We start from the raw sequence: 22,431 nt of genomic DNA, 5'->3' as shown, positions 1-22,431 counted from the left end.
GACCCGAGTCAATATCAGAGTTTCGTTGCCGCGCCCCTCTCGGAATTGCTACGACTGATGTCAGCGATTCACTCGCTTGGGGGGACAGGCTGTTTTCCCGATCGAACTGACGGGCATCAGAGCGATCAGGGGACAATTGTCGACGACTGGCTTGAGCCAGGCTGCCGATCTGCCATGGAAGCCGGAATAAACCCGGTGATCTTGGCCCTGTCTAAAAATTGAGATTGCGACGTGCAACCCGATTTTCGGGACGTTCCGTTATTGCTGAGCGTCAGAACTGGGGTTGCCGAGCTCTTCGGGATGGTCCCGCCAAGCCGACTGGTTTGGCGACTGGATACCTATTGCGTGTGAATACAACACCGGGGAACCGGCTTCGTATGAATAAGGCTGACAGGCCAATAAGAATGGGATGCGTGAGGCGCTTAATGACACAAGAGAAATGGGGACTACTGCGTAACAAGTTGCTGAAGGCCATCGGTCGGAACAATTATACGACCTGGATCGAGCCTTTGGAATTCAAGGAGCTTCAGGACGGCGTGGCGGTTTTCTCGGTGCCGACCAATTTCATGGGCAATTACGTCAGCCAGAATTTTGCGGACCTCATTTTATACGAGCTGAACACCGCAGGTGAAACTGTGCAGCGTCTGGATTTCCGCGTCGCTGCAAACTCGCCTGCCCGACCCAAGCCAGCTGTCGATACGCCGCCGGTGGCAAAGCCTGAACCTGTCGCCGCGCCGAGCGAGGACCCGGCGCAGGATACATTGGAATCGCTTCAGGCCGCCCCGTTGGATTCCCGCTTTACCTTTGACAGTTTTGTCGTCGGCAAGCCCAATGAACTGGCCCATGCGGCTGCGCGTCGGGTATCCGAGGGCGGGCCGGTGACCTTCAATCCGCTGGTTCTGTACGGCGGCGTAGGGCTGGGTAAGACCCACTTGATGCATGCCATCGCATGGGAGCTGAAAACCAAACATCCGGAACTAAATGTTCTGTACCTGTCGGCGGAACAGTTCATGTACCGGTTCGTGCAGGCCCTGCGCGAGCGTCGGATGATGGATTTCAAACACCTGTTCCGTTCGGTTGACGTTTTGATGGTTGATGACGTGCAGTTCATCGCCGGCAAGGATTCCACTCAGGAAGAGTTTTTCCACACGTTCAACGCGCTGGTGGATCAGAACAAACAGATCATCATCTCGGCCGATCGCGCCCCGGGTGAGATCAAGGATCTGGAAGATCGGGTGAAATCCCGCCTGCAATGTGGTCTGGTGGTTGACCTGCACCCGACCGATTATGAACTGCGTCTGGGCATTTTGCAGAACAAGGTGCAGCAATACAGCTCATCCTATCCGGACCTGGCGATTGCTGATGGCGTTCTGGAATTTCTGGCGCATCGCATCTCGACGAATGTTCGGGTGCTGGAAGGTGCCCTGACCCGTCTGTTCGCCTTTGCCTCGCTGGTTGGTCGCGAGATCGACATGGAACTGACGCAGGATTGTCTGGCGGATGTGCTGCGCGCCTCGGAACGCAAGATCACCGTTGAAGAGATCCAGCGGAAGGTGTCCGAGTATTACAACATCCGGCTTTCTGACATCATCGGCCCGAAGCGCCTGCGCTCTTACGCGCGTCCGCGTCAGGTGGCGATGTATCTGTGCAAGCAGTTGACCAGCCGGTCGCTGCCCGAGATCGGCCGCCGTTTTGGCGGGCGCGATCACACGACGGTCATGCATGGCGTCAAGCGCATTGAAGAGTTGAAACTGACCGACGGTCAGATCGCTGAAGATGTGGAAATGCTGCGCCGGTCGCTTGAAGCCTGATCCGCGCCTGTAGTCTAGGAAACCGCCCCGGTCCCCCGGGCCCGGGGCGTTTCTTGTGCGCATTAGTCCACGGTTGGATCAGAACTGGTGCCTGTCAGGCACGCTGCCCTTGACGCTGGACGCAATCCAACCCAGAAATCCGTAAAAAATCCTTGTGCCTCAGGGTGGAACCGCTAACGTGCCAGTCCCGCCCATGTCGGTACGCAAGTCAGAGGAATTGAGGGTATGAAGATCAGCATCGAACGCGGCACCCTTCTCAAGGCCGTTTCGCAGGCCCAATCCGTAGTGGAACGCCGCAATACCATTCCCATACTTGCCAATGTCCTGATCGAGGCGGAAGGCGATCAGGCGCTGTTTCGCGCGACCGATCTGGATATCGAAGTAGTCGACAAAGCCCTGGCGCAGGTCGAGAAAGCCGGTTCCACCACCGTGGCCGCGACCACCTTGCACGAGATCGTGCGAAAACTGCCCGACGGAGCGTTGGTCACGCTGACCGCCGACAGCGCGGCAGGGCGTCTGACGGTTGAGGCCGGTCGGTCAAATTTCTCGTTGGCGACGCTGCCGAAAGAGGATTTCCCGGTCATGGCGTCGTCGGAGTATCAATCAAATTTCACGGCTTCGGCTGCCCTGCTGCGTCGGTTGTTCGACAAGTCGAAATTCGCAATCTCAACAGAAGAGACACGGTATTATCTGAATGGTGTCTACATGCATGTGGCCGACGGATCCGATGGCGGCAAGGTGCTGCGCTGCGTGGCCACCGACGGCCACCGGCTTGCTCGGATCGATGCCGATTTGCCGGATGGTGCAGAGGGCATGCCGGGCGTTATCGTCCCGCGGAAAACCGTGGGCGAACTGCGCAAGCTGCTGGACGATGATGAAATGGATATCGCGGTTTCGGTCAGCGAAACCAAGGTGCGTTTCGCCACGCCGGATATCACGCTGACCTCGAAGGTCATTGACGGAACCTTTCCCGACTACACGCGCGTTATCCCGCAAGGAAATACACGCAAGCTGGAAGTGGATGCTGCCGAGTTCGCACAGGCCGTGGACCGGGTGGCAACGGTGTCTTCCGAGCGTTCGCGTGCGGTAAAGCTGCAACTGGATGGCGACAAGCTGGTCCTGTCGGTGAACGCTCCAGACAGTGGCGCGGCCGAGGAAGAACTGGCCGTCGCCTATGGTGATGAGCGTCTGGAGATCGGGTTCAATGCCAAATATCTGCTGGAGATCGCGTCTCAGGTGGATCGAGAGAATGCGGTGTTCATGTTCAATTCAGCTGGCGACCCGACCCTGATGCGCGAAGGCAATGATCAGAGCGCGGTTTACGTCGTCATGCCAATGCGCGTCTGATCGCGCGGACGCGCGATGCCTCCGGCGGGAGTATTTTTGAAAAGATGAAGGGAGGGGTCATGGGATTGGCCCTGACCGAGCTTACGGTCTCGCATTTTCGGTCTCACAAGCTGGCGCGGTTGTCTCTGGACGGGCGACCGGTGGCGATTCACGGGCCGAACGGGGCGGGCAAGACCAATATTCTGGAAGCGGTATCCTTGTTTTCACCCGGTCGCGGAATGCGGCGGGCAAGCGCGGCCGAGATGACGCGGCGGCCCGAGGCGTTGGGCTGGAAACTGTCGGGACTGTTGCAATCGCAGGGTCAGAATTTCGAAATCGAAACCTGGTCTGAGGGTGGTGCAGCACGGCAGGTGAGGATTGATGGAAAATCCGCCACCCAGATTGATCTGGGTAAACTTGCGCGGGTGGTCTGGCTGGTTCCATCCATGGACCGCCTGTGGATTGAAGGGGCCGAAGGCCGGCGCCGGTTTCTTGATCGCATTGCGCTCAGTTTTGATCCGTCTCATGCAGAGGCCTCGCTGACCTACGAAAAAGCAATGCGCGAACGGAACCGTTTGCTGAAAGAGCAGGTTCGGGACGCGCATTGGTATGCTGCGCTTGAGGGTCAGCTGGCCGAGATGGGGCATCGTATCCACGCAGCGCGATTGGCGGCGTTGAGCCATCTGCGGGTGGCGCAGGACCAGGCGGAAACGGCTTTTCCGTCTGCCGAGTTGGAATTGTTGCAAACCGAAGGCGCGATGCCGGAAACGGCTGAGGATTTGCGCGAGGCTTTGAATGAAAGCCGGTTCAGGGACTTGGCTGCGGGTCGGACTTTGGTTGGGCCGCATCGGTCAGACTTGTATGGCGTCTTTGCTGCCAAGGGTGTTCCCGCCAAGGATTGTTCGACCGGTGAGCAGAAGGCGCTGCTGGTTTCATTGATCCTGTCCAATGCCCGAGCTTTGGCCGCAATGGTGGGTGCGCCACCGATCGTGTTGCTGGATGAGGTGGCTGCTCATCTGGACGCGGGTCGGCGCGCTTCACTTTATGACGAGATTTGTGCGTTGGGTGCTCAGGCCTGGATGACGGGCACCGGGCCTGAACTGTTTGAGGAGTTGGGTGACCGGGCCCAGACGCTGATCGTGACCGAAGGCGATGAGGGGTCGGTCGTGGCGGCTTAGGCCGGTTCGTTGACTTTGCGCTCCCACAGGAAACCGCGCATGACTTCATCGACCGGTGTTTTGGCCATGTGGTTGACGTAGTTTGACATGGTTTTTTGTGCCAGGCCCAGCACCACGTCCAGAACCGCACGATGCGAATAGCCCGCGTCGAAGAACGCCTGAAGCTGTTCCTCGGTCGGGTTGCCACGGGTTTCCATCACTTGCAGGGTGAAGGTGCGCAGCGCTTCGAGCTTGGGCGAAGGCAGTGGGGTTTCATTGCGCAAAGCCTCAGTTATCTCGTCTGATACCTTCATCATCTTTGCGATGCCGGTGTGCGCGGGCACGCAGTAATGGCATTCGTTTTCCACATTGATGGTCTGCCAGACGACGGTCTTCTCATCGTTGTCAAAATCGGTCTGCAAGAACAGGCTGTGCAGAACTTGATATCCTTCAAGGTGCTGTGGGCTTTCTGCCATCACCTTGTGCAGGCCCGGCAAACGGCCAAAAGCGGCCTGGGACTTTTCCAACAGCGGTTTGGATGCTTCGGGTGCGGATTCGAGGTCATGAGACGGGAAAGTGGCCATGTCGGAACTCCTGTTTCTGGCGCGATGGGTGGTATTTAGGGTTTCTTGAGCGATCGCTCAAGTATATATTTGAGTGAATGTTCAAGAATTGGTGATGCCGATGCCCCGTAAACCCGCATATGATCGCGACGCGTTGATCGAGAAGGCCCGTGACATCTTTTGGCGTCAGGGTTGGGCTGGTACGTCGCTGAAGGACCTTGAGCGGGCATTGAAGCTGAAACCCGGCAGTTTCTACGCAGCTTTTGGGTCGAAGGATGCGCTCTATGCGTTGACGCTGGAAAGCTACACGCAAGAAGGCATGGCGCGCCTGAACGCCCTTGCTGAAAGACTGGGGCCGAAGGAAGCGCTCAAGGCGCAACCTCGTTTGGTCATCGAAGCGGTCGAGAACCCGGCAAAGGCTTGCATGTTGGCAAAGACATATGCCGAGTTGCAGGCGAAGGATCATGCGCTTGCGGATCAGGCCGCGCTTCACATGGCGGAAATGAAGGCGTGTTTCGCCGACCTGTTTCGCAGCGCCCAGGCTGCCGGTGAAATCCGGCCTGAACATGACCCGGATCGGCTGGCGGCCCGGTTTCAGTCGGACATTCTGGGGCTTCGGTTGTCGGCCGAACGCAAAGATGTCAATGCGCTGGAAATCGCGGCGGATATCGCTTCTGACATCGACCGGTTATGAGGTGGATTCAGATGGGCAGAAAACGACTTGAGCACACACAAAATATTGGGGGATCGCGTGACAATCCCCACCAGAAAACGTATAAGGTACCAAAATAATATAGGTACTGACTGAATGTCCGAAGACGCACAGGCTCCTCAAGAATACGGCGCAGATTCCATCAAAGTTCTCAGGGGTTTAGAGGCCGTTCGCAAACGCCCCGGGATGTATATCGGGGACACGGATGATGGATCGGGCCTGCACCACATGGTGTATGAGGTTGTCGACAACGGAATTGACGAAGCGCTGGCGGGTCACGCCGACCATGTGACCGTGAAAATTCACGCGGATTCCAGCGTTTCGGTCAGCGACAACGGTCGCGGAATTCCGGTTGATATCCACCCGGAAGAAGGCGTTTCAGCGGCAGAGGTCATCATGACCCAGCTGCACGCGGGCGGCAAGTTCGACAGCAACTCTTACAAGGTGTCGGGCGGCCTGCATGGCGTGGGTGTTTCGGTGGTAAACGCGCTGTCGGATTGGCTGGAGCTGCGCATTTGGCGCGCGGGCAAAGAGCACGTGGCGCGATTTGAGGGCGGTGAAACGGCAGAGCATCTGAAGGTAGTCGGCGAATGCGGCGATCGTACGGGAACCGAAGTGCGGTTTCTGGCGTCGACCGACACGTTCTCGAATCTCGAATACTCGTTCGAGACGTTGGAAAAACGGCTGCGCGAACTTGCATTCCTGAACTCGGGCGTGCGGATCATCCTGATCGACGAACGCCCTGCCGAGCGGCTGGAGACCGAGCTGTTCTACGAGGGCGGCGTAAAGGAGTTCGTCAAATACCTCGACCGATCCAAAACGCCGGCCATGCCCGAGCCGATCTATATCAAGGGCGAGCGCGACGATATCGGTGTCGAGATCGCCATGTGGTGGAATGACAGCTACCACGAAACGGTGCTGCCATTCACCAACAACATCCCGCAGCGCGACGGCGGGACCCACGTGGCTGGGTTCCGGGGGGCTTTGACCCGGACGATCAACAACTATGCGCAGTCCAGCGGGATCGCGAAAAAGGAAAAGGTCAGCTTCACCGGTGACGATGCGCGCGAAGGTTTGACCTGCGTATTGTCGGTGAAAGTGCCCGACCCGAAATTCTCGTCCCAGACCAAGGACAAGCTGGTTTCCTCCGAGGTCCGTCCGGCTGTCGAAGGTCTGATGAATGAAAAACTGGCCGAGTGGTTCGAAGAAAACCCCAACGAGGCCAAGAATATCGTCGGCAAGATCATCGAGGCTGCGTTGGCCCGGGAAGCTGCGCGGAAGGCGCGCGAGCTGACCCGGCGCAAGACGGCGATGGACGTGAACTATCTGGCGGGCAAGCTGAAGGATTGTTCCGAGAAAGATCCGTCGAAAACCGAAGTTTTCCTCGTCGAGGGTGACTCGGCAGGTGGATCGGCACAGACCGGACGGGATCGTCTGACGCAGGCGGTTCTGCCCTTGCGGGGGAAAATCCTGAACGTCGAGCGCGCCCGGTTCGACCGGATGCTATCGTCTCAGGAAATTGGCAACCTCGTCATGGCGCTTGGCACTGGCATTGGCCGCGATGAATTCAACATCGAAAAGCTGCGCTACCACAAGATCGTCATCATGACCGATGCGGATGTGGACGGCGCGCATATCCGGACCCTGTTGCTGACCTTCTTCTATCGGCAGATGCCGGAACTGATCGAGGGCGGGTACCTCTATATCGCGCAACCGCCGCTGTACAAGGTTTCCCGCGGAAAGTCAGAGGTTTACCTGAAGGACCAGGCCGCTCTGGATGACTATCTGATCAATCAGGGCGTCGAAGGCGCGGTTCTGAAACTGGGCTCGGGCGAAGAGATCGTCGGTCAGGATCTGACCCGCGTGGTGGACGAAGCGCGCCAGTTGAAACGTGTGCTGGACGCGTTTCCAACGCATTACCCGCGTCATATTCTGGAACAGGCCGCCGTGGCTGGGGCTTTCGTGCCGGGTGCGGTGGACGCCGATCTGCAAGGTGTGGCTGACAAAGTCGCCGCACGGCTGGATCTGATCGCGTTGGAATACGAACGCGGTTGGCAGGGTCGGATCACACAGGATCACGGCATCCGGCTGGCCCGAATCCTGCGCGGTGTTGAAGAGGTTCGCACGCTGGATGGCCCGATGCTGCGTTCTGGCGAGGCGCGCAAGACCGGCAGCTTTACGCAGAGCCTGCAAGAGATCTACAACTCTCCGGCCACTTTGAACCGTCGTGATCGCAGCCAGATGATCCACGGTCCGCTGGACTTGTTGCGCGCCATTCTGGAAGAGGGTGAAAAGGGCTTGTCCTTGCAGCGCTATAAAGGCCTGGGTGAGATGAACCCTGACCAGCTGTGGGAAACGACACTGGATCCGGATGCGCGGACTCTGCTGCAAGTGCGCGTGGATGACATGGTCGAGGCGGATGATCTGTTCACCAAGTTGATGGGTGACGTCGTGGAACCTCGTCGAGAGTTCATCCAGAAAAACGCCTTGAGTGTTGAGAATCTGGATTTCTGATCATGGTGTAGGTGCGCCCATAGCTTTGCATTTCGCCCAAAGAATTGCATTTTTGGCCCAAAACTTTGGGCGCATTAACCTTCAACTTTCTTGGTTCGAGGCTCCATATCTTCGGGTCTCATTCTTTGCCTGTTTCGCGCCATCGCCGTATTGCCGGGGAAGGTTTTCGGATGGCCGCTTCCAGCCCGAAGCGGACCTACAAAATCCGACTTTGCAATTCTCGTGTTGCGGACAAGTTAGGCCGCGTACTGCCAAGGTCTCAGCGTCGCTAGCCACTGAACTCTGACAGTGGCTCCGCAACTACAATTGCTTAACACAAACTTTGCGCCAAAGACTGTTGCCAAGCTCTGTTTCAGTTCACTTTGCCTGACAACGTTTGTGTCGGCAGTTGTCCAAAGAGTGCTCTGTAGTCTCGCGCGAACTGACCCATGTGCCAAAATCCGTAAGCGTTTGCGATGTCCGATATACTCTCCTCTGGCGAGCAGGACACCAGTTCATGGCGTACAGCACCGAGACGGGCTCTTAGATAAAACTGCTTGGGGCTCACCCCATATGTTTCCTGAAACGCGCGACGAAGAGTGCATGCAGATACCTGAATATCTGCACATACTTCACCGATTGAAACGTTATCCATCAAATGGGCCCGCATGAACTCAACGGCTTGTTGTGCTAAACGGGTTCTATTTTTACTGTTTCGCCGATCACTCCATTTTTCGCCTACCACCAGCATTTCCAGAAGCTCAAAGATCATATCACTCTCTTCACTATCAGAGCTTGGTCCGGCCGCTGATCCAATTAGAAAGCGCGCTTTGTTTTTGACTAAGGAATGAAGCTTTCCAGCGTCGCTAACGAAAGATCTTAAAGCGTCATTTCGCACGGTGCTGATATCAAGACCGCAATCGTCGGCGATCCGTTGAGCCCTTCGGATGTTGATGCCAAAGGTCAGGCCTGTGAGCGTTGAATTGCTCACGCCTTCAAAAGGGTCTCCGCTACCAAAATTCATCAGAGCGGTGTCTGAGGGTGAGCCGTTAAGCCAAGTCCGTACACTCCCTTTGTCTGGTAAGCCAAACGCTAGAATGTCAGGGCGAGAAACACCAGTTTGGTACACAGCCTTATCAAACGACAAATCAATCATTTGAAGGTCAAGACCTGCCCAAACGGATACCGAAGAGTTCATAGTTCCCTCCTCAATTTGGCGTAGCTCAACATCCCATTGGGACAGCTCGCGGAATTGCGAAGGGTCCTGCAAAAAAAGTGTGTTTGGGGCGCAGGTTTTTTTGGGGGCTGATCGTTTTTTGATGTCGTCCATTCCGCCCCGCAGGTAGTTTTCATGAAATGTTATTCGAATATGTAGGCTTGGACAATTGCAAGACAAAGCAGACAAATCGAGAGGGAAGAGGTTCGGACGCCCATCGTTGCCTGACGATACTGCGCGCACCGAACGCGTCGTAACGCTGCTAACCAAAAGCGAAAAAGAGTTGTTGCGCTCACAGGCTGAAGACAGCGAACTCTCCCTTTCAACCTTTTGCCATCATCTGATCCTTGAAGGTCTGAAAACAAGTAAATCATGAAACAGGGGTATCTCATGAAATCAAAACTGTTCCTCTCAGCGCTGGTCTTTACCGGCTCCGCTATCACGGCGGCAGCTCAGGACAGCAATATCGTGCATGATGCGGAATACTATGTCCTGAAGCAGCAAAACGAAGCCGTTTGGGTCGAGAACGACGCACAGGTTGACCAACTGCTGGCCGATTTTCGTGAGAAAAACGGAGGGAACCCTCCAAACATCTTCTACATCCTTATTGACGATATGGGTTTTGGCGACATGGGTATGCCCGAGATGAACGCGATACGCGGGTATTCGACGCCCAATATCAACGCGCTCGCAGAGGAAAGCATGCGGTTTGCGCGCATGTATACCGAGCCGTCCTGCACACCGTCGCGGGTCGCCTTCATGACGGGTCGCCAGCCGTATCGCAATGGGATGGGCGATACCGCCGTCGATATTTCAGGTTTTGGCCTTGCCGATGAAGAAGTCACAATTGCCGAAGTTCTGAAATCCGTAGGCTACAACACCTCGCATGTTGGCAAATGGCACATGGGCGACATTCAGGAATCCTGGCCTACTTATCAGGGCTTTGACTACGCCGCGTTCCCCATCCATCAGCAGGGCCAGTTGGCCATCTTCAACGAAGATGCAGCCAAGGAAGAAATCACCATGGCCATAGGGGAAGACAACTACAACTCCAAATACACGCTGGATGATTGGTTTCGCCCTGATCCGGGACACATGATTACCGGCCTCGAAGCTGTTATTGGCGGGGAGGTCCGCGAAGTCCATATGGAACCGGGTGAGAAATGGACCCAGGACAAATATAATGAAATGAACATCCGCTATCAGGCACAGGCGATGGAACAGTTGCGCCTGCTAGCAGAACGGGATGAACCGTTCTTCCTGCAATACTGGCCGCTTGTCCCTCTGTCGACAACGCGCACGACGAGAGCGGCGTTCACGACACCCAACGGCGGTACATTCGTTGAAAGCATGGAAGAGCTGGATGAATGGATCGGGGTCATTCTGAACGAAGTCGATGCGCTGGGGCTTAGGGACAATACCCTGATCGTTTTGATGGGCGACAACGGTCACTTCACCAAATATGCCCCCGGCAGTGGGTTTTCACCGCTGGTCTTCCGGGGCGGCAAGGCCGATACGTCTGAAGGAGGCGTTCGGGTGGATGCGTTCGCCCGCCTGCCCGGCTTGATCGAGGGAGACTCGATTGTATCTGACATTATTCATATCTCTGATTTGTTCACGTCAATTGCGCGTATCGGCGGAGCGATGGATGCCATCCCCCGCGACCGGATCATTGACGGTGTCGATCAGACGTCCCTGATGTTTATTGGCGATACGCATGGGCGCAGGGATCATGTACTGATCTACTCGATCAATTCGCTGAAAGAGGTGGTAAAGGAACACATCAAACTCAAAGTTCCGGCCAAAGGTGAAAATGCTATCGTGGCCAAGTTCTACAACCTGTTCCGCGACCCCCGCGAAGAACAGAGCGTATCGACCGAGATCGGAGCATGGGCTGGACATGAGTTTAACCGCATTATTGCCCGCCACCTGAAATTTAAGGAAATGTACCCCGATCAACCGGCCGCGACTGGACGTCCCTATGAAGGTATCGTGAACCTTCGTCCTGAAACCGTCGCAGCGGTGGATGCCTTTGTCGCCAAGCGGGACATTCAGCCCGACTAAAAGGTGAAGCTGATAAGAGTAATGCAAGCCCCGCATCAGATAATGATATGCTTGATGTGGGGCTTGGCATCCACAACAAAAATTCTGGAAACAATATGAAAATCCAAGCGCTTGTCCTTGCATTGGCGACTGGCATTGTTGCGGCCCCAGCAATCGCCGATGAAAACGCTTCAAACCCTTTGGCCGCAGTTAATAACACGGACATCCGGTATCAGTATTTTGATTTGGGCAACGGTGCTGACAAGCAGGACGCCTTTATAGATGGCGCATACATGCTGCGGCCTGATCTGAAACTGAAATATGAGTTGCACTACAACTCAACGGATGTGACTGGAACTCGGTTCACTGACTTCGAGAAATTGAGCCTCAAAGCGATCTATTTTCCCTCTCAGAGACCGCTCAACGAAACGTGGGCCATCAAGTCGGCCATTGGTCTGGAGTGGATTCTGGACTTTGGCGACCCGGAAAAAGGGATCGGAACCGGGTCCGATCAAATTGCGCCTTTTGGCGGGTTCGCCTTTGCAAACACAAAATCAGGGCTGACGCTGATCCCACTGCTCCAGCATTTTGCTTCATACAATGGCCCGACGGACATAAACCAAACTGCGATGCGGTTGATTGCGCTACAACCGTTTGGCGATGGGTACTGGGCCAAGGCTGACATCAAAGCACCATATGACTGGGAGAACGATGCTTGGCCAGCGACCGCTGAGTTCCAGATTGGCAAGAACCTCAGTCCTGGCATCGCAATTTATGCTGATTTCCTAATCGGTATAGGTTCCGACCGCCCCTACGATAAAGGTGCCGGCTTGGGTTTGCGTTTCAACTACTAGTTCACCCACACCCAACCTCGGCGAAGATCATCTATGTCACAGTCCAGAACTCTGTTCAGCCATTTGTATTCTGCGCCTATCTTGACCCTTCCTGGAACTGCCTTGAGCCAATCCCTGCCCGCGCCGGGTTGGTAGGAAATAAATTGGCGTCACTCGCGCCGCATCATTCTACCTGGTCGCTCCGCTCTGAACTCGGGGAAGATCAACAGTCTCTAGGCGATCCGCTGAGATGGATTTGAACCTTGAAACTGAATCCGTTGTTCGCGCTTCTAATCCCCAGCCAGCGATGCTCAGGCCCAGAGTTCTGAGAAAAGAGACTTCTATTACGATCTGTACCCAAGACTTTGCAAAGTCCGCTGTCTGCGCATTGCAGACCTTCGCGCACGGCATACCACCCAACATTAGAGAGTGGATCATCCCAGAACTTTTAGATCTTTTGGTGCGAGCCGACTTTTCTCCGGCAATGTCCCAAATTTAATTCCTTCGATTTCGAGTTTGTCTCGTATCGCTACAAGTTCACCCAGTTTGTACTCAGATTGCTCAGGAACAACGTATAGTACTTGAGGAACCTTTCTCAAAAGAAGTGCTGCTCTTGCCAGTTGGTCAATCAAGTAGCCAGGATCAATTCTATTCCTCGGGCCTTTGATCTCAATCGCCGCAAAAGGCTCCGAGCCTTTGTATACGATTAAGTCTGTGGCAAGAGGCTCGAACGTTCTGCCTTCTCGAACAGTCAAATTTTCCATATTGAAAATGTCACTAGTGTTCTGTTTGAAAAGCATTTTTGCGTTTACTTCGAAGTCTCGGGCTCTTCGCTGGCCGCCAAAACCACCTCTAGCAATCACGACCGCAGGCTTCTCCGCCAATCGAACTTCATCAAGAATAGACTTAGTTTCCGCCTGAGATAACTCCCCTGAAAGAACGGCATCAGCTATCTCTTTGGATTTCCTAGGGTCATACCGATCTATCCTTGAAAGCAAAATAACTTGCATCATGGCCAGCCAGTCGGGCTTTGATTCAAAAAGATCGGGTCGGTTCTGTTCTAACCATTTCGCCGCGGACATCGGATTGCGAAGGCTTGCAGGCTTTGTGCCTCTAATAGCGGCAACGCTTTGGAGTGCATCGTCCGGAAACGCGTACCCGCAGGCTTGGCTGTCTTGGACAACGCGATTCAGCCACGCTCCGAGGGCAATCCAGTTTTCAGTTTTGGCCAAATCTTGAAATTCGTCTTCAGTCATCATCGGTCGCAATCATTTTATTCGCATCGAGCCCATTGCCAATGCGAATGGATGCATGTATAGAGCCCGTATGAGGATAGATCGACACGCACCCCCGACGGCCCGACGCGTTCACAAGCGCGGAATGAAAAAACGCGCTGGCAAAATGTCTGGCGTCAAGTTCCCAGGCGTCATTCAGCTCGAAAGCCAAATGGAAGCAGCACTGGTTCGTTGCATGCAGGTCGACCCTCGTGTGGTCTCGCTTAAGCCACAGCCTTGCACAATCGACATGGGAACCGGAAGAGCATTTGCAAACAAAGAAGCAGCGCTAGAGGCTTATGAAGGGCGTCGGTACAGGCCTAAGCTTTATACACCAGACCTAGAAGTCAAACTTGTCGACGGCCGTTTGTTCTACTTGGACGCCAAGCACAGCGCTCACATAGATAAGAAACCTGAGTACCTGGACTATCCTTCACTTCTTGCCGAAGTCGGAATCTCGCTTGTCATTGTAACTGAGTCCTTATTGCAGGGGCCGATTGATCGAAATGCTTGGCTGCTATTGCAAGGACAAGCCGAAGAGACCGCCCCTAAACTTGCAAGCAAAATAGCGTGTCTCAAACAGCAACGTGTGACGTTCAAAGAACTAAGAGAGAATATTGGCATCCCCCAAGCGAAGATTCTTCGCCTTATTCTTGATGGCTATCTGGTGTTCGATTTTTCATGTGAAGCTCTTGGGCCATCCACGAACCTGAATACTGCGAACCGCGACCGAAGACATCTGGAGGTAATCGAATTTTGAAGCAGATTGTCAAAAGGCGGCACCAGAGAACCATCAAATATAGGGGAGAAACCTATGCTGTCGATGGAGCGATAGCTGGGCGGGATGCATATCAGATATCGAACTCCCAAGTTGATCCTTTTGAGATATCTGGACAAGAATATCGAGACCATGTGCACGATGGGCTAGTGAAGGAAGAAGGCTTCGACAAACGTCCTCGTAATGTAACCGCTAAAGATGCACGTGAAGCTCAGCTCAGACTACGCATTGTGGAAAATGCACTAAAGCTTGGGGAGGAAGGCGTTCATTGGGCAAAACGCATACCGATACTTCAACGCGAGTTCGCCGAAGAACCCACCTTCAAAATCAAGGGTAACCGTTTTCCGAGGCAATCGACTGTTCAGAATTGGGTCAAATTGTATCGGCGCGGCGGGCCGGACGCGCTTTTGCCCAAGCGCAGCAATTCAGGAAATCGTATGCCAAGGTTTGACAGCGTTTTCCAAGAGATAGTGCTCGATCTATTGGAAATGCAATATACGTCTTCGGACAGACAAAATCTAACAAGTCTGTCTAGCGACGCTTATATTCAATACCAGTTGGTTTGCCATGAGAATGGCATAAAACCTGGGTGCTGCGGACGCAAGGCAGTCGAAGCGATTGTGCACACAATCCCTCATTTTGACGTTCTAAAGTGGCAACTGGGCAGTAACGAGGCGCGCCAACACATGCGAATTGCCCAAAAATACTATGATATAACAGCACCTTACGATCAAATAGAATTGGACTGCACAAAAGCTGACATAATGCTGGTTGATGATAGCGGGGAGGTAATAGGTCGGCCGTGGATTTGTGCAGCGATTGACTGTGCTACTAGTTGGATTGTCGCATTTCAGGTCTTCCTACCAGATCCATCATCAGAACATGTGGCCAAAGCTCTAAAGGAGATGATTAGCTACCCAGAGGAAGACTTTTTCGAACAGCACGAAATTGTAAACAGGAAAAAAATCGCCGCACTGCCGAAAGTGGTTGTAATGGATCAGGGTTCAGAGAACGTGGGCGAACCCATCGATGCTTTTATCGAAGTTGCTGGTGTCCATGGCCATTGGGCGCAACCTCGAAAACCCCAGGAAAAGCCGTTTATCGAAAACTTGTTCGGGGCAGTTCGAAGCAAAGTCAGCCAGCTTCCGGGTGCGACTAAGTCAAAGGCGTATCCCGACCGGGATCGAACCAAAAAAGCAATGGATGAAGCCCGTCTGACGCTAAGAGTGTTCAATTCAATAATGCAACGCTGGCGCTACGACGAATATGGAAGAACTCCGAGGAGAAAAGTCCAAGACATCTTTAAACGGGGTGAAACACCTAGCGCTGCTTGGGACAGATTGGCAGATGAACACATAGTGCCAGAACCCCCGTCTTTGGACGAGCATCACGCAGCGCTGATGATCCAATCCGAATCTCGAACTCTGTGGCACTACGGTATCGAATTCGAGAGTATGCAATACAACTCTGAAGACTTGGCAAGGCTGTACCGACGACTAGGCCCGCGCCAGCGTGTTGAAATACGCTATGCTCCACTTGATGCTAGGGAAATTTTGGTCGTGGATCCGCATACAGGCGAGTTGGTGCGCGCGTCCAACAAAGCAAAAGACTTGGCAGCACTTTCTTATCGTGAGCTAAGAGAATGCCGGTCACCCAAGGCGAAACACAACGGACCAATCAAAACGGCTTTGGAGATCCACAAAGATATCCAAGCGCGCAGGACGTATAAGCAGGGCAAAAAAACTAAACTGCAAAGGAACCGCTCTGCGGAAATCGACAAGTTGCGGGCCGCTGATATGCAGAACAGAAGTTTGAAAGAACCACAACTAATTGACCAAATACGGTCAGAGGTTGGTCACAACAAGCTCGCAGTTACGAGATCAAAGAACTTGCCAAGGGTCGAAAGAAAAGATGCTGGACCAAACAACTAGTAGAGCTCTGCAAGGTGCATTCATCCGACATAGCCGCCACGAATGGGCTGTCTCGGAGATAAAACGTCTTTTGAATATTGCAGCAACCGAGGGTGGACGGATCATACCAATCTTGGGGCCGACGAGATGTGGAAAGACAGAACTGACAAAGGACTTGAAGGCACAAGTTGAAAATGACCGCCACGGCCCAAGTGCTATTCTGGTATCTTCAGATGTCATTCTGGGCCGACTTGCGCCACGGCCTTCCGAGCGGGATTATTACGGTTCCTGCTTGCGAAGCATGGGCTTTGATTTCGTAGAACGAGAGCGACCTGCCCAAATTCGAGAACGTCTCTTTCGGCTCGTAGCTGAGCACGGCATTCAAACTATCATTATCGACGAAGTGAACCATTGCGCCGAAACTCTGACTAGACACTCGCGTCGACAAGCCGCTGATCACTTCAAGACTATTGTTGATGAAACCTCAGTCACTCTGATTTTAGCTGGGTTGCCAATGTTCGAAGCGGTTATGGACAGCAACGAGCAGTTTGCGGGACGCTGTTTGAACACCATTCGAATGAACCCCTATTGGTGGAGCGTTGAGGCTGATCGTATCGCGTTCTGCGATGCAATCTTTGCGGCCTTCTATTGTCTTGAGGAGTCCGGCATCCTTTTGGAGTTTGACCAAGACGATATGGTACGGCGATTGTACGGTGTTTCCGGCGGACGTGTGCCAGTGGCGTTGGAAGTGCTGCGCGCGCCCCTGGCATTGGGTGCCCAAAATTTACAATACAGCACCAAAACGATTGCCAGGGCAGCGACGGATTCAGGCCTGGAGCGAGATCCGTATCAGTCGTTTTTTCAAGAAGAACCACCATCGGATACTGAGCTGATCAGGTCATACATCAGAGTCATGGCAGATGCTGGTCTCGAAGTAGAGCCTATGACGTCGCATGAGCTTGCGATTATGCGAGGTGTATGAGGTGCCGGGTTTGTTTGCAGTACCACCATTGAAAGGCGAGAGCCTTATCGGATACTTGCGTCGTCTAGCCCATGTAAATGGATACAGAGATGTCTCTGAATTTTTGACACGGTTCCGGCGGAAGTATGGGCGAATTCTAGTCGAGAACATCGAGCACTTTGAGCAAGAGATGGGCTTAGAGAAAGGTTTGTTGGTTGCTATCTCCCCTTCTGCCAAACCTGAGTCACCCAGCTTAAGCTGGCGTTTCGAGCGGCATCATAGCGATCCGATTTGCCCTTCATGTCTTGCCGATGGCTTACCCTTTCAACAAACTTGGCGTCATTACTTGGTGACAGCCTGTCACCATCACAAAACGCGTCTTCAAGATGTTTGCCCTGTCTGCAAAACCACATTGCGTCCGACGTCCGGCGGCTTTGATAAATGCAGATGTGGCTTTAGCTACTCAAATTTCTCAGGGGTGGCAGCAAAGGACCACGAAGTGATCATCTCCGCCTTGATTGCGGGAGATTCAACGGTTGGCAAGCGGTTTCTTGACCTTGCAGGAGGGCGTCAGGTCCCAAAAGACATTGGCGCTTTTATTAATTTCCTAGCGAGTGGTTTCGCTCAGAACCGCACGGGCAAGTCTGGGAAAACACAAACACCCAAAAGCGTTGCAGATTCGTTGGAACTGATTGAGCCGTTGGCAACTGTATTTGACCATTGGCCAAATGGGTTCGAAGAACACGTTCGAGGGTTGATACTGGCAGGAAATTCAGAATCCAACTCTGTGCCGTCCATGCTCGGAAGCTGGTATCAAAGACTTATGAAGTTCGAAGATGATGCGTACCAGCCTTTCAGAGATGCAGTGTCGCGTGCTGCTTCAACCGAGTTCAAGGGAACCTACCTGGGAAAGCTAACGCCGTTGCAAGCTCGGGAATGGGTCTCGGCTAAACAAGCGGCCAAGGAACTGGGAATTTCTGCACAGCGCTTGGTGGCTGAGGTTCAGTCAGGTCAAATTGCCGGAAAGCAAGCCCATAGCGGGTATGGGCACCGGCATACGATGATTCCACGCTTCGAAATTTCGAACATCTATCTGGATAGGAAGCGGTATTGGGATGGGTTGCAGGCCAGAGACTACCTTGGTGTTACAAGAAAGCAATTTGATCTGCTTCGCGCGTCAGAATTGATCCACGAGGTTGCTGCTGAATACCGTCCTCCACTTGTTGATGGCTGCATTGACGGTGAAAGCCTAAAAGAGCTCACAACAAACATTCGAAACTGCACTAAAGTTCAAGCGGGAGAAACTATTCCGTTCAATCAGCTCAACCTGAGGCGCACAACTTATCGAGCTGCTTTGATGCATGTTCTTCAGAAAATCTCCACAGGCGTTATCAAACCTGTTGTTGCGGAAGAAAACATGCGACTTGGTGAGTTTCATTTTTCAGTTTCCGACATCGACCGCGAACTTGGGACGCAGCGGTTGTCAAAAGACTGGACCGCAAATGATGTCGCAAAGTTGACGGGTTGGAAGGCTCAGGCGGTGACACATTGGTGCAAGCTGGGCCTGCTCGGATCACGCAAAGTTCCGCATGGCCCAAGCGAGTCTTTCTTGGTCAGACCGCAGCAGCTTGCGATCTTTCAAAGCGAGTACATGCCGGTAGCTACACTGGCTAGGTCAAGAGGAACTACGTCCCGAAAACTCCTGTCTGATTTTGAGAGCAAAGGGATTGAGACCCATGGTGCGCAAATGGAAGGTAAGACGACGCGAGGACACTTGGTAAAACTGAGTGATCTGGCTTCGCTGCTGTCTGAGGCTGCCTAGTGCTCGCCTGCACCATCCGAAAAGAACACCACTGAAATGCGCTGTCCAATTGCGGGTTCGTGGTCGCGTGAAATATGTTCAGCTTCTTCGATGACCCGGACCATCTTCTCATGGATCTCTGCGGACGCCTGATGATCGCTTTCGAGCTTTTCCAGGATAACCTGAAGCGCGATGTACCCCTTGGGAAGACCCTCATAGGCGAAGCTGTCACGCACTTCGTGTTTCGCTTTTTCCCAGAAGGGATCAAGCTCACGGCTCCACGCCTCACACACCATTTCCACGGCAGGCAGTGCCATATGGCCAAACAATTCTTGATCACTGAGTTCGACACCACCTTTGCGTCCCATGAACTCGGCGCAGGCTTTCATGAGGCTCTCAACGCGAGCGGGGCGCAAGTCCCACTCGGTCAGCTTGCCAATCTGCTCTGAAATCGTCTCTAGCGCTTCAGAGAGATCTTCCAGTGACATGTGGGTGTGTTCCATACCCAGGCTTCTGGTCCGTTCGTATGCAGTCTCCAGAGATTGGACGCAGGCCAGCTGGTCGCGTTCCAATATCAGGCCTTGCGCAGTATCCTTTAGAAGCAGCAGGCGAGGCGGAAAGAAGCTATTGCTCTTGCTAAGTCCTTTGAGATGTAGCGCCGTGAATTTCTCACGGGCCGATAGGAGCGCCAACTCGGCGCCCCAGGTGCCCTGGATTTTGGCCTTGTCGATGAGTTTGTAGCGGTCTTCGGGGATTGTTTGCTTGGTGCGTTCCAGCACGTCGTGAAAGTTATTGTCGCGAAGCCGCCTTGGGGATCGCAGATATTCAACAACACTATCGAGGATCAGTTCTGCGTCTTCGGTGCTTTCTTCTAAGACGGCGTCGATCAGCTCTTCCCCAGCCAAAGTTCTATAGTTCTCTATGCGCTGGGCGATTTTTTCGTCAGATGCAAACTGACCTACTGGCACATCAATAAGGTGATAATTGACGACCCCGAACTCACTATCGATCCTGTCGATCCTACCCAGACCTTGGATGAGCTCTTTCAGGTTCGAGGTCAGACCAAGCAACACCAGCGTGTCTGACGACTGAAGGTTGATACCTTCAGCCATTTTGTAAGTCAGAAAAACCGAGGCAGATCCTTTTGGTTCGTTCTTTCCTCCAGGTCGGAAGTAAGACTCAACGGACTTGCCCTGTGTGATACGCTTGAAGCTGTCGGGGCCACCTCCAAAGATCACCTTCACGGCGCGATCTTCACCCTTGGTTTGGTTTCCCACGACATAGTTGGTGTGGTGGCCTTTGCGCGACAGTGCTTCTGCAAAAATCTCTAGTGTGTCCGTCCGTTCTGCGAGAAAGACGACTCTGTCTTTTTCATTTTGTATTCTCAGGCATGCCTCATACCGCTTCTCATCAAGCTCCTTGAGAACACTGAGACCCAGTTTTTGGTTTAGCGCGTCGCATTTCTTTGTGGGTTCAGGCGCTTCTATTCCCAATGCTTCGAACATGTCGGACTGGTCGCGGTGGGGCACCTTTTTCTTCGATTTTCCGCCACGCTCGAAGTCGCGAAGCGATTTGCCAATAGCTCCATGAGACATCTCCCAATGGGCCTGGGCGGCGCTCACGCGCAGAATGTTCAAAAGGTTGCGGATGTAGAGTTGGTCCTGGGTGCTTTGTTGCGTGCTGACATGCCCGAACCGGCTTTTCTCGACAGCGGTCACCCTACCGCCAGGCGCAAGTTCTTTACAGAGTGCCACAATCTCATCCAGGCGCGTTTGCTGAGGCTTTGTCACCATAAGTTTCTTCGGGCGCCCGTGGTTTTCAAGTTTCGGGTAACTGTGCTTCCTGGGATCTTCGTCCTCGCCAATGCATCGCCTTTGTCTGCGTGTCAAAAACGGAGAAACAAGTTGCGCGAGTTCGGTGCGAGCCTCTCGCGTGAGCGTCGTGTCGGGTTCTGACAAAACGGCCAGTTGTGCATCCTGGTTGAAGATATCTTTGGGAACGTGGGTTTCGCGCTCGAACAACTCACCCATGGCCTGAATGAAGGTTGGGGTCATGAAAATGGACGCCCGCTTCTCCTGCATATGGGTCAACCAGTCGACATCCCGGTTCCCGAGCAGCGTTGCTGACAGACAGACATTCCAGCTTGGTGGGGCAAGTTCGATGGCTGAAGCCATTTGAGATGCTTGTTCAAAGCCTGGTGTAACCGTGTGGCTTTCATCGATTATAAGAATGCCAAACTGATCGAGCCTGAGCCCAGATTTTTCTTCATCGCCAGCGCCGCGGAGGTGTTGTTTGGCAAGTTTGCTATTCGCGACAGGTTGGAGCGAGTTTGTCGAATACTTGCGCCAACTGGGAATAACTTTGGGCGGGGCAATTACAGCCGCATTTTTTCGCGCAACGCCATGGACGGGGGAGCGGGGCACGACTTCTGAGAATGTTTCTGACAATGCTTCGGCCAGGTGACAGCCGATCTCTGTCTTTCCTGAACCGGTTGGCGCTTCTACGAAGGCGATGCCATGGTCATAGACGATGGAACACGCCTCATAGGTCAGCTCCTGTTGATACCCAAACAGCGTATGGCTCGTGATCTCTTTTCGGGCGCCAGTGAGCCAGGGTTCAAACCCCTTTTGCTCCGAAAGTGTTCGCGCCATCGCGTCTTCAGCGGTCACCGGTTTGATAAGCTTTTCGAGTATCTCCAGCGCCTCGGTATTCCAATCGACAGACACATCCCAAGCCTGCTCGGCGGCTTCTGTGCGTTCGACCTGAAGTTCATGCGTGCCCGCATCCAGGTCATCGGCATACTCGATGTTTCTGTAGAGCCCTGAGTAGGAAAAGTTTGCGGACCCGGCGACGGCACCTTTTGGGGAACTGACGATTTTTGAGTGTAGCCGCCGATCCCCAGATATACCCAACTTGCGTTTGGCGAGCTCCGGATCGAAGACACGCAGATCAATTTTCCCGGTTTTGATGGCGTGTTTTGCCAGCACTGCGATGAGATCGTGGTCCTCTTCCACTTGAAGCCCGGAGCGCTCCAGCCAGTAGATTTTCATTTCTTGGGTGACTGGTTTGGGGTTTGTCAGTCTTTTGGTATTCGCAGTGTCGATCCCGAACGATATCCGGATCCGGATATCGCTGTCGTTTTCCAGATCCCGCAGCTCGGGCAATTCCTTCATCAAAATCGACAGCGAAGACAAGAAGTCCTGATACCCGGTGACAATCAGACAATCCCCGGAGGTGATGTGGGGTCGATAAAGATTGATGACCGGCCGGTCGATATTGGTGCCGACCTTCGCAACCGGTTCGGCATCAAGCTCGCTTGCGGGCTTTTGATTTGCTTCGGTGAGCTGCTTTGGCTTGGAACGCAGCCAATCAGGGAGTGAAAACAATGAACAAGTCTTGGTTTAAGGACACTTAGTCTAATAGTGATACTGCGGGCATCGTCCTTCAAGACGTCACCGGAAGAAACATTCGTTTTCCTGAAACTGTCGGAAATTCGCACCGGTTTTGTGGCAGGATGCCGGGATTTCGAGATTTAACATAAGTCGCAATTATG

The 22,431-nt window shown here is 53.6% G+C and carries 15 protein-coding genes; 11 read left to right on the top strand and 4 right to left on the bottom strand.

Annotation, left to right across the window (positions count from 1 at the left end; translation table 11 throughout):
* The first annotated feature begins 425 nt into the window (after positions 1 to 425).
* The 3 genes from dnaA to recF all read left to right on the top strand — a co-directional run bounded on the left by dnaA (position 426) and on the right by recF (position 4,315).
* On the top strand, positions 426 to 1,811 hold the full coding sequence (gene dnaA / locus GOW56_RS14815; RefSeq protein WP_170345655.1) for a chromosomal replication initiator protein DnaA: 1,386 nt from the start codon (positions 426 to 428) through the stop codon (positions 1,809 to 1,811).
* Between the two features lie 225 nt (positions 1,812 to 2,036).
* The gene (gene dnaN / locus GOW56_RS14810) at positions 2,037 to 3,158 is read left to right on the top strand and encodes a DNA polymerase III subunit beta (RefSeq protein WP_171120205.1); all 1,122 of its coding nucleotides are present in this window, start codon (positions 2,037 to 2,039) and stop codon (positions 3,156 to 3,158) included.
* 59 nt (positions 3,159 to 3,217) lie between these two features.
* Positions 3,218 to 4,315, top strand: coding sequence for a DNA replication/repair protein RecF (gene recF, locus GOW56_RS14805; RefSeq protein WP_171206362.1), 1,098 nt, complete (start codon positions 3,218 to 3,220; stop codon positions 4,313 to 4,315).
* On the opposite strand, the gene GOW56_RS14800 is transcribed toward recF, so the two are convergent.
* Positions 4,312 to 4,878 (bottom strand): carboxymuconolactone decarboxylase family protein, encoded by a 567-nt coding sequence (locus GOW56_RS14800; protein WP_171171745.1) that lies wholly within the window; start codon positions 4,876 to 4,878, stop codon positions 4,312 to 4,314. The two genes, recF and GOW56_RS14800, sit on opposite strands and share 4 nt — an antisense overlap.
* 100 nt (positions 4,879 to 4,978) lie before the next feature.
* Here GOW56_RS14800 and GOW56_RS14795 point away from each other — a divergent pair, with 100 nt between their 5' ends.
* Both GOW56_RS14795 and gyrB read left to right on the top strand, forming a co-directional pair.
* Complete coding sequence (locus GOW56_RS14795) at positions 4,979 to 5,551, top strand: TetR/AcrR family transcriptional regulator (protein ID WP_171206361.1); 573 nt, start codon at positions 4,979 to 4,981, stop codon at positions 5,549 to 5,551.
* A 114-nt stretch (positions 5,552 to 5,665) separates the two neighbouring features.
* On the top strand, positions 5,666 to 8,083 hold the full coding sequence (gene gyrB / locus GOW56_RS14790) for a DNA topoisomerase (ATP-hydrolyzing) subunit B (RefSeq protein ID WP_171206360.1): 2,418 nt from the start codon (positions 5,666 to 5,668) through the stop codon (positions 8,081 to 8,083).
* 352 nt (positions 8,084 to 8,435) lie between these two features.
* Here the strand turns inward: gyrB and GOW56_RS14785 are convergent, their stop codons facing one another.
* Positions 8,436 to 9,392, bottom strand: coding sequence for an AraC family transcriptional regulator (locus GOW56_RS14785; protein WP_170556206.1), 957 nt, complete (start codon positions 9,390 to 9,392; stop codon positions 8,436 to 8,438).
* Positions 9,393 to 9,668: 276 nt separating this feature from the next.
* Here GOW56_RS14785 and GOW56_RS14775 point away from each other — a divergent pair, with 276 nt between their 5' ends.
* Both GOW56_RS14775 and GOW56_RS14770 read left to right on the top strand, forming a co-directional pair.
* Complete coding sequence (locus tag GOW56_RS14775) at positions 9,669 to 11,342, top strand: sulfatase-like hydrolase/transferase (RefSeq protein WP_170644975.1); 1,674 nt, start codon at positions 9,669 to 9,671, stop codon at positions 11,340 to 11,342.
* A gap of 47 nt (positions 11,343 to 11,389) precedes the next feature.
* Entirely contained in the window at positions 11,390 to 12,175 is a 786-nt protein-coding gene (locus GOW56_RS14770; protein WP_170592131.1) for a hypothetical protein, read from the top strand.
* 413 nt (positions 12,176 to 12,588) lie between these two features.
* Here the strand turns inward: GOW56_RS14770 and GOW56_RS14765 are convergent, their stop codons facing one another.
* Positions 12,589 to 13,413 (bottom strand): hypothetical protein, encoded by an 825-nt coding sequence (locus tag GOW56_RS14765; RefSeq protein WP_170657903.1) that lies wholly within the window; start codon positions 13,411 to 13,413, stop codon positions 12,589 to 12,591.
* Positions 13,414 to 13,534: 121 nt separating this feature from the next.
* On the opposite strand from GOW56_RS14765, the gene GOW56_RS14760 reads away from it, so the two are divergent.
* The 4 genes from GOW56_RS14760 to GOW56_RS14745 are packed head-to-tail and all read left to right on the top strand — an operon-like array spanning position 13,535 to position 18,899.
* The gene (locus GOW56_RS14760; protein WP_170698494.1) at positions 13,535 to 14,188 is read left to right on the top strand and encodes a hypothetical protein; all 654 of its coding nucleotides are present in this window, start codon (positions 13,535 to 13,537) and stop codon (positions 14,186 to 14,188) included.
* Positions 14,185 to 16,137, top strand: a complete 1,953-nt coding sequence (locus GOW56_RS14755; RefSeq protein ID WP_170657905.1) for a Mu transposase C-terminal domain-containing protein — start codon at positions 14,185 to 14,187, stop codon at positions 16,135 to 16,137. The genes GOW56_RS14760 and GOW56_RS14755 overlap by 4 nt, the downstream gene beginning before the upstream one ends.
* Positions 16,118 to 17,098 carry a TniB family NTP-binding protein gene (locus GOW56_RS14750; protein ID WP_170657906.1) on the top strand — a complete coding sequence of 327 codons (981 nt, stop codon included), beginning with the start codon at positions 16,118 to 16,120 and terminating at the stop codon, positions 17,096 to 17,098. The genes GOW56_RS14755 and GOW56_RS14750 overlap by 20 nt, the downstream gene beginning before the upstream one ends.
* Positions 17,070 to 18,899: a TniQ family protein gene (locus GOW56_RS14745; protein WP_170657907.1), complete on the top strand. Its 1,830-nt coding sequence runs from the start codon at positions 17,070 to 17,072 to the stop codon at positions 18,897 to 18,899. The genes GOW56_RS14750 and GOW56_RS14745 overlap by 29 nt, the downstream gene beginning before the upstream one ends.
* Here GOW56_RS14745 and GOW56_RS14740 read toward each other — a convergent pair.
* Positions 18,896 to 22,264 (bottom strand): DEAD/DEAH box helicase family protein, encoded by a 3,369-nt coding sequence (locus GOW56_RS14740; protein ID WP_171206359.1) that lies wholly within the window; start codon positions 22,262 to 22,264, stop codon positions 18,896 to 18,898. The two genes, GOW56_RS14745 and GOW56_RS14740, sit on opposite strands and share 4 nt — an antisense overlap.
* Positions 22,265 to 22,431 lie beyond the last annotated feature (167 nt).

Source organism: Ruegeria sp. HKCCA0235A, from assembly GCF_013033235.1.
GTDB lineage: Bacteria > Pseudomonadota > Alphaproteobacteria > Rhodobacterales > Rhodobacteraceae > Ruegeria.
This window is presented reverse-complemented; position numbering and strand designations above follow the sequence as displayed.